Below are 6,450 nucleotides of genomic sequence, written 5' to 3'. Positions count from 1 at the left end.
TAGAGTAAGGAGGGTTTGACACGATAGCGTCAAAGGGCTCATCATCTTTATGCTTAGGCTCTAGGAGTGTATCGCCTAGGGCTATGTCAAAATTCTCAAAGCCTATATCGTGCAAAAGCATATTGATACGGCAGAGATTATAACTTGTGGGATTGATCTCCTGCCCAAAAAAGCCTTGCTTAATGTTGTCAATGCCCAGCACTTTGGCAAACTGCAAGAGCAGCGAGCCACTCCCACAAGCTGGGTCATAGACTTTATTGACGCTTTGCTTACCATAGCTTACAAGCCTTGCTAGTAGGTGGCTCACTTCTTGTGGGGTGAAAAACTCGCCCCCACTTTTGCCCGCACTACTTGCATACATACGCATAAGGTATTCATACGCATCGCCAAAGGTATCGATAGCATTATCACTATAATGCAAATCAAGCGTGGCTATTTCTTGCATTACTTGATAGAGCTTTTCGTTGCGTTTGAGTAGGGTCTCACCTAGCTTGTTGCTAGAATTGACATCAATATCGCTAAAGAGTCCTTTAAATTTAGCTTCACTTTGTGTGCCTCTGGTGGAGGCTTCTATCTGTGCGAAAACATTGCTTAGGGTTTGATTTAGGTTGGTGGTGTCTTGGGCGTGGGATTTTAGGACATTGCAAAATAGTTGGCTAGGGTAGATGAAAAAGCCCTTTGCATCAATGATAGCTTCGCGGTTTTCTGGGCTCTCATCTATCTCTTCATCGCTTAAATTTTCATAAGCGTTAGGGTGTTCCCCCCCCCCCCCGTTTGTAATGGGGCAGGGTCTATGCCTTGCTTGCTATTGATATGGGCGGCTAGATTTTCGCTAATGAAGCGGTAAAAAAGCATACCTAGCACATACATTTTGAAATCCCAGCCATCGACACTTCCGCGCAAGTCATTAGCGACTTTCCAAATGGTAGAGTGCAGGGCGCTTCGCTCGGTGGTTGTACTTTGAGTGGTGGGGCTTGGCATTGTTTGTCCTTTATGGTTTGAATTTGAAAGTTTATGAATGTAAGTTTATTGAATTTTATTAACATTAAGCCTTTGGTTTTTGCTAGAATTCGCAGATCGAGGAGAAGACAATGAAAAAATTTTTACTTGTTTTTTTGATGTTTTTGGGTGTTGTTTGGGCGGAGGATCCCATCATCAACGTCGTCAATAGCGGCGTGGTGCTGCCTAAAATCATCGTGAAGGATGCTTCAAATTTAGACGATGCGAGACTGAGGCAGAGTTTTTATAACATCCTTGTGAATGACTTACGAGTGAGTTCCAATTTTGAGGTGGTGGGTGAGGGGAGCGAGAATCTTAACTATACCTTTGAATACGCCCTCTCAAAGAGTGGCAATTCTTTGAGCTTGGATGTCAAAATTAAGGCCGGCGATGTAGAAAAATCCCGCCAAATTTACACGCTCAATGGCCTAGATCAGTATCCATTTTTAGCGCACAAGGGCGTTAAAGAATCGGTGAAATTTTTAGGTTTAGCGCCTGTTGAGTGGATGGATCATAAAATTCTCATCGCAAGGACGAATTCGTCCAAACGCAGTCAAATCATCATGGCAGATTACACGCTAACCTACCAAAGGGTGATAGTGGACGGGGGTTTGAATTTATTCCCCAAGTGGGCCAATGAGGCGCAAACGATGTTTTACTACACGGCATATGATCACGATAAGCCCACGCTTTTCCGCTTTGATCTGACAAGCAATAAGGCGACAAAAATTCTTTCAAGTGGCGGCATGGTCGTAGCTAGCGATGTGAGTCGTGATGGCAGCAAACTTTTGGTTACGATGGCGCCGCAGGATCAGCCTGATGTGTATTTATATGATTTGAATGCTAAAAATTTGACGAAAATCACGAATTATTCGGGCATCGATGTCAATGCAAATTTCATCGGCGAGGACGAGTCGAGGGTGGTTTTCGTTTCCGATCGCTTGGGCTATCCAAATATCTTCATGCAAGCGCTTGGGAGCACTTCTGCTGAGCAGCTTGTGTTTTACGGGAGGAATAATTCTGCCGTTTCGACCTACAAAGATTTTTTTGTTTATTCCAGCCGAGAGCCCAAACAAACGGGAGTTTTTAACATCTACCTGCAATCTGTCAGCAGCGACTCCATCCGACAGCTTAGCGCCAATGGCAAGAATTTATTCCCTCGTTTTTCAAGCGATGGTGGGAGTATCGTTTTTGTGAAGCATTTGGGAGCGCAAAGTGCACTGGGTGTGATAAGGGTGAATGCGAATAAAACTTTTTATTTTCCCTTGAAGGTGGGAAAAATTCAATCGATTGATTGGTAATTTTTTAAATTTTTGTTAGCATTAATTAAATTTTGAGTATAATTTTTGGGAATTTTAAATCAAATTTTTGAAAGGTCTAAAATGAAAAAAGTTCTTTTTGCTTCGGTTGCAGCTTTTGCAATTTTAATCAGTGGTTGTAGTACTAAAAGTACTAGCGTGAGCGGCGATACTGGCGTTGACGGAAGTCGTGGCTCTGGTGGTAGTGATGGCTGGGATGTCGATTCTAAAATTTCTCAGCTTAATGATACCCTTGGAAAAATCTATTTTGATTTTGACAAATTTAATATCAGGGGCGATATGCAGTCGGTCATCAGCACGAATGCCAATATTTTCAACACTGAGGTCAGTGGCGTGAGCATCACGGTGGAAGGAAACTGCGATGAGTGGGGAACTGATGAATACAATCAAGCCTTAGGATTGAAAAGGGCTAAGGCGGTTAAGGATGCCTTGATTTCTCGAGGTGTTAATTCTGATAGGATAGCCGTAAAAAGCTATGGCGAGACCAACCCTGTGTGCACCGAAAAAACTAAGGCTTGTGATGCGCAAAATCGTCGTGCGGAATTTAAATTATCAAGATAATTGATGAAAAAAATAATATCAGCGGTCCTGTTGGGGGCTGCTTTTATTCATGCGGAAACTTCAGCCTTTGATGCGGGAAATTTGACGAGCAACTCCCCTTATGGCTTGACCTCTAACGAAAAAATGTTTAAAGAAAAACTCGATGCTTTGAGCAACGACTATTCTCACGTTAATGCGATAATCAACCAAACGAACGAAAGATTGGAAGGCTTGCAAAGTATGCTTGAGGGCATTAATTCTCAGTATGCTAAGTCGAATTCGCGTCTTTTGCAGCTTGAGACAAATAGTGAAAATTTTGAAAACAATCTCACTTTAGAGCTTCAAAATCTCAAAAAATATGTTGAAGAAAGTAGAAAAATTCAGGAAGCCAACAATAAGCAGGTTAGGAAAATTCTAGTCGAACTGAGTTCTTTGGTGGATTCTGTCAATGCGAACTATGTTGCTAAAAATGAGCTGAGTGATTTTAATGCAACCCTTAAAAAAGCTCCCGTCCCTCCTGCGATTTTGGACGATAATATCTCAAGCAGCGCGAACAAACAAACAAAAGAAGTTGAGCCTGTTGATGAGGGCTGGAAAAAGAAAAATGGCGGTGAAATTTTAGATCTGGCCATCAAAGATTTTAACGATAATCTTCTTGACGCGGCGAGGGTAAAATTCAACCACCTCATCAGTACGGGTTACAAGCCTGCAAGGGCGACATTTTGGCTTGGTGAGATTGAGTATAAGCAAAAAAACTACAACAACGCCATCGCGTATTACAAGAAAAGTTCCGCCATCAGCACAAAGGGCAACTATGTCCCCAAGCTTTTGTATCACACAGCGATTTCTCTGGATAAAGTGGGCGATACGAAAAGCGCCAATGGCTTTTACAAGGCCTTAAAGACGAATTACCCCAATTCGCCCGAAGCGAAGGCTTCACCCGATCGAAAATAAAGGAAAAAAAATGAGATTAGAAAAAAATAATGTCGTATCTATGTTTTACGAGCTCAAGGATGCGAGTAGTAATGAAATTTTAGAGTCCAACCTCCACTCCCAGCCCCTTTCTTTCATACTTGGAAAGGGTCAAATTTTGGAGGGTTTGGAAGAGGAAATTCTAAAGCTTGATTGCCCGACCAATGCTGACATCATCATCAAAAAGGACAAGGGCTTGGGAGAGTATGATATCGCAGCCGTGCAAACCCTTCCCAAAGAGCAATTTGCGGGCATCGACCTAAAGATTGGCATGGAGCTTTTTGGCGAGGGAGAAAATGGCGAGACCGTGCGCGTGAGCGTGAAGGAAATCACCGATAAAGAAGTAACGATAGACTACAATCACCCCTACGCGGGCAAGGATTTGCTTTTCAGTCTTAACATCATCGATGCCAGAGCTGCCACAGAGGATGAAATTCTCACGGGCATCATCGCTGGCGGTGGGGGTTGCTGCGGTGGCGGCGGGCATCATCACGGAGGACATGGCGGCGGCTGCTGCGGTGGCGGCGGCGGTTGCGGTTGCCACTGATGAATTTTGCCTTTATTTTTGCTGGTCAAGGCTCTCAAAATGTCGGCATGGGTAGAGAATTTTACGAGCATTCTCTCAAGGCGCGAGAATTTTTAGAGCAAGCGAGCGATTTTTGCGAGATAAATTTCAAGCGTCTTCTTTTTACTGAAAATGATGATTTGGATAAAAGCGAATTCACCCAGCCCGCGATAGTTTTAAATTCCCTGATGACCTATTTTGCCTTGCTTGAAAAAGAGCCAAAGTTGAAAGCCAAGCTTTCTCTTGGGCATTCTTTGGGAGAATTCTCAGCCCTTGCGGTCAGTGGAGCCTTTGATTTTTTGCGGGTTTTGGATTTGGTGCGCAAACGCGGGATTTATATGCAGGCAGATTGTGTGAAGATCCAAGCTGGGATGATGGTGGTTTTAGGTCTTGAGGATGCAGCGGTTGAGCAAATTTGCAAAGAGGCTCAGAGTGAGGGTAAGAGCGTTTATGCGGCAAATTATAATTGCGATGGGCAGCTTGTCGTGGCGGGCTTGAGGTCCGATTTGAGAGCCCTAGAGGGCAGCTTTAAAAATGCGGGGGCAAAACGAGTGATGCTTTTGAATATGAGCGTGGCAAGTCATTGTCCCCTGCTTCAAAACGCTTCGAATGAGTTGGCTCATGAGCTTGAAAATTTGCTAAAAGCCCACTTTAGTCCCGTTATTTCTAATGTCAATGCCAAGCCTTACACCGACAAAACTCAGGCCCTAGCCCTGCTCAAGTCCCAGCTCGTCTCTCCCGTGCTTTACAAGCAAAGCATTAAAAGCGTCGAGGACGCGGTGGACGCTTTTGTAGAATTTGGCTCGGCAGTGCTCAAGGGCCTGAATAAAAAAATCAGCCCCAAAAAAACTCACGCTTTGACAACCCTAAACGAAATGGATGAATTTTTAAAGCTTGTAAAATGAAAACTCCCTCCCTTTGGTGTGATTTTATAGAAAATGACTTTTTGGACCGAGAATTTCCCCAGCTTTTGGTGAGCAAAATCAACGGCGCCACCTCCAACCCAGCCATCTTCAAGGCCGCCCTCTCCTCCCCCAGCTACACGGACAAAATCGCCAAGCTCAGGGGCAAAGGACCCAAAGAAATTTACGAAGCCCTAGCCATACAGGACATCCAAAAGGCCGCGGACAAGCTCGCTTTCAAATTCGCCCAAGGGGATGATGGCTTCATCAGCCTTGAGATCGACCCCCGCCTCCATGACAACGCCGCCCTTAGCATCGGCGAGGCGAAGCGGCTTTATAGCGCCATCGCCAAAGAAAATTTGATGATGAAAATCCCCGCCACCCCAGCATCCTACGAGGCGATGTTTGAGCTGATGAAAAGCGGCATCCATGTCAACGCCACGCTCATCTTCTCCCCCGAGCAGGCGCGGCTTTGCTTTGAGGCACTGAGTGAGGGGCTGAGGGCCTTCCGCCGCAGTCAGTTCTCCGCCTTCAAGTCGGGCGAGATTCCCAAAGAGCCCAGCGCGGTGATTAGCATTTTTGTCAGTCGCCTAGACACAGCCCTAAATTCGCAGCTTAAGGAGAAAAATCAAATCGGCATTCTCAACGCCACCCAGGCCTACCAGCACATTATGGATGGGGGCGAGGGGCGAATTCGTCCGCTTTTTGCCAGCACGGGCGTGAAGGATGCGACCCTGCCGAAGGATTATTACATCAAGGCCTTGCTTTTTGAGGGCGCTATCAATACCGCTCCTCTTGATGCCATCCGTGCTTTTCGTGGTGGAGATTTTCAAATTCCAAGCAGTACGAGGCCCCATCACCTGCTTTCGCAAGAAAAACTGAACCAAGCCTATAAAAATTTACTTTCTGAGGGTTTGAATGCCTTTTGCGTGGCCTTTGAGGATATTTTGAAAGCGTTTTAGTAAGATTTATAAAGCGAAGCTTGCCCCCAAATCGGAGGCAAAATTCTCAAAAACGAAGCTTGCGCAAGGAACAAGGCCCCCGCCAAAAACCCTCCGCAGGGTTGAACCTTCCCCGAAGAAGACAAGCGCCCCAAGCGGGACAATTCCCCGCAGGGTTAAGCCCTCATCAAGAGACAAATCTCACCCGCAGC

At 45.3% G+C, this 6,450-nt stretch carries 6 protein-coding genes and 1 pseudogene; 6 read left to right on the top strand and 1 reads right to left on the bottom strand.

The window, feature by feature from the left end; translation table 11 throughout:
* Nucleotides 1–981 (bottom strand): annotated as a pseudogene (locus Q4A73_RS07015) (type I restriction-modification system subunit M); the annotation flags it as partial.
* A 110-nt stretch (nt 982–1,091) separates the two neighbouring features.
* Here Q4A73_RS07015 and tolB point away from each other — a divergent pair.
* The 6 genes from tolB to Q4A73_RS06985 all read left to right on the top strand — a co-directional run bounded on the left by tolB (nt 1,092) and on the right by Q4A73_RS06985 (nt 6,259).
* Nucleotides 1,092–2,300, top strand: coding sequence for a Tol-Pal system protein TolB (gene tolB / locus Q4A73_RS07010; protein WP_303206741.1), 1,209 nt, complete (start codon nt 1,092–1,094; stop codon nt 2,298–2,300).
* 81 nt (nt 2,301–2,381) lie between these two features.
* Nucleotides 2,382–2,879 (top strand): OmpA family protein, encoded by a 498-nt coding sequence (locus Q4A73_RS07005; RefSeq protein WP_303206740.1) that lies wholly within the window; start codon nt 2,382–2,384, stop codon nt 2,877–2,879.
* A gap of 3 nt (nt 2,880–2,882) precedes the next feature.
* Nucleotides 2,883–3,812 carry a tetratricopeptide repeat protein gene (locus Q4A73_RS07000; RefSeq protein WP_303206739.1) on the top strand — a complete coding sequence of 310 codons (930 nt, stop codon included), beginning with the start codon at nt 2,883–2,885 and terminating at the stop codon, nt 3,810–3,812.
* 10 nt (nt 3,813–3,822) lie between these two features.
* Nucleotides 3,823–4,377 carry a peptidylprolyl isomerase gene (locus Q4A73_RS06995; RefSeq protein WP_303206738.1) on the top strand — a complete coding sequence of 185 codons (555 nt, stop codon included), beginning with the start codon at nt 3,823–3,825 and terminating at the stop codon, nt 4,375–4,377.
* Nucleotides 4,377–5,300 (top strand): ACP S-malonyltransferase, encoded by a 924-nt coding sequence (fabD, locus tag Q4A73_RS06990; protein WP_303206737.1) that lies wholly within the window; start codon nt 4,377–4,379, stop codon nt 5,298–5,300. Before Q4A73_RS06995 ends, fabD begins: the two co-directional genes overlap by 1 nt.
* Complete coding sequence (locus Q4A73_RS06985) at nt 5,297–6,259, top strand: transaldolase (RefSeq protein ID WP_303206736.1); 963 nt, start codon at nt 5,297–5,299, stop codon at nt 6,257–6,259. Before fabD ends, Q4A73_RS06985 begins: the two co-directional genes overlap by 4 nt.
* Nucleotides 6,260–6,450 lie beyond the last annotated feature (191 nt).

The sequence above is a fragment of the Campylobacter sp. genome (genome assembly GCF_030528245.1).
GTDB lineage: Bacteria > Campylobacterota > Campylobacteria > Campylobacterales > Campylobacteraceae > Campylobacter_D.
This window is presented reverse-complemented; position numbering and strand designations above follow the sequence as displayed.

Coding starts and splice junctions, on each gene's coding strand:
- tolB (WP_303206741.1), top strand. CDS start 1,092: ATGAAAAAATTTTTACTTGTTTTTTTGATGTTTTTGGGTGTTGTTTGG.
- Q4A73_RS07005 (WP_303206740.1), top strand. CDS start 2,382: ATGAAAAAAGTTCTTTTTGCTTCGGTTGCAGCTTTTGCAATTTTAATC.
- Q4A73_RS07000 (WP_303206739.1), top strand. CDS start 2,883: ATGAAAAAAATAATATCAGCGGTCCTGTTGGGGGCTGCTTTTATTCAT.
- Q4A73_RS06995 (WP_303206738.1), top strand. CDS start 3,823: ATGAGATTAGAAAAAAATAATGTCGTATCTATGTTTTACGAGCTCAAG.
- fabD (WP_303206737.1), top strand. CDS start 4,377: ATGAATTTTGCCTTTATTTTTGCTGGTCAAGGCTCTCAAAATGTCGGC.
- Q4A73_RS06985 (WP_303206736.1), top strand. CDS start 5,297: ATGAAAACTCCCTCCCTTTGGTGTGATTTTATAGAAAATGACTTTTTG.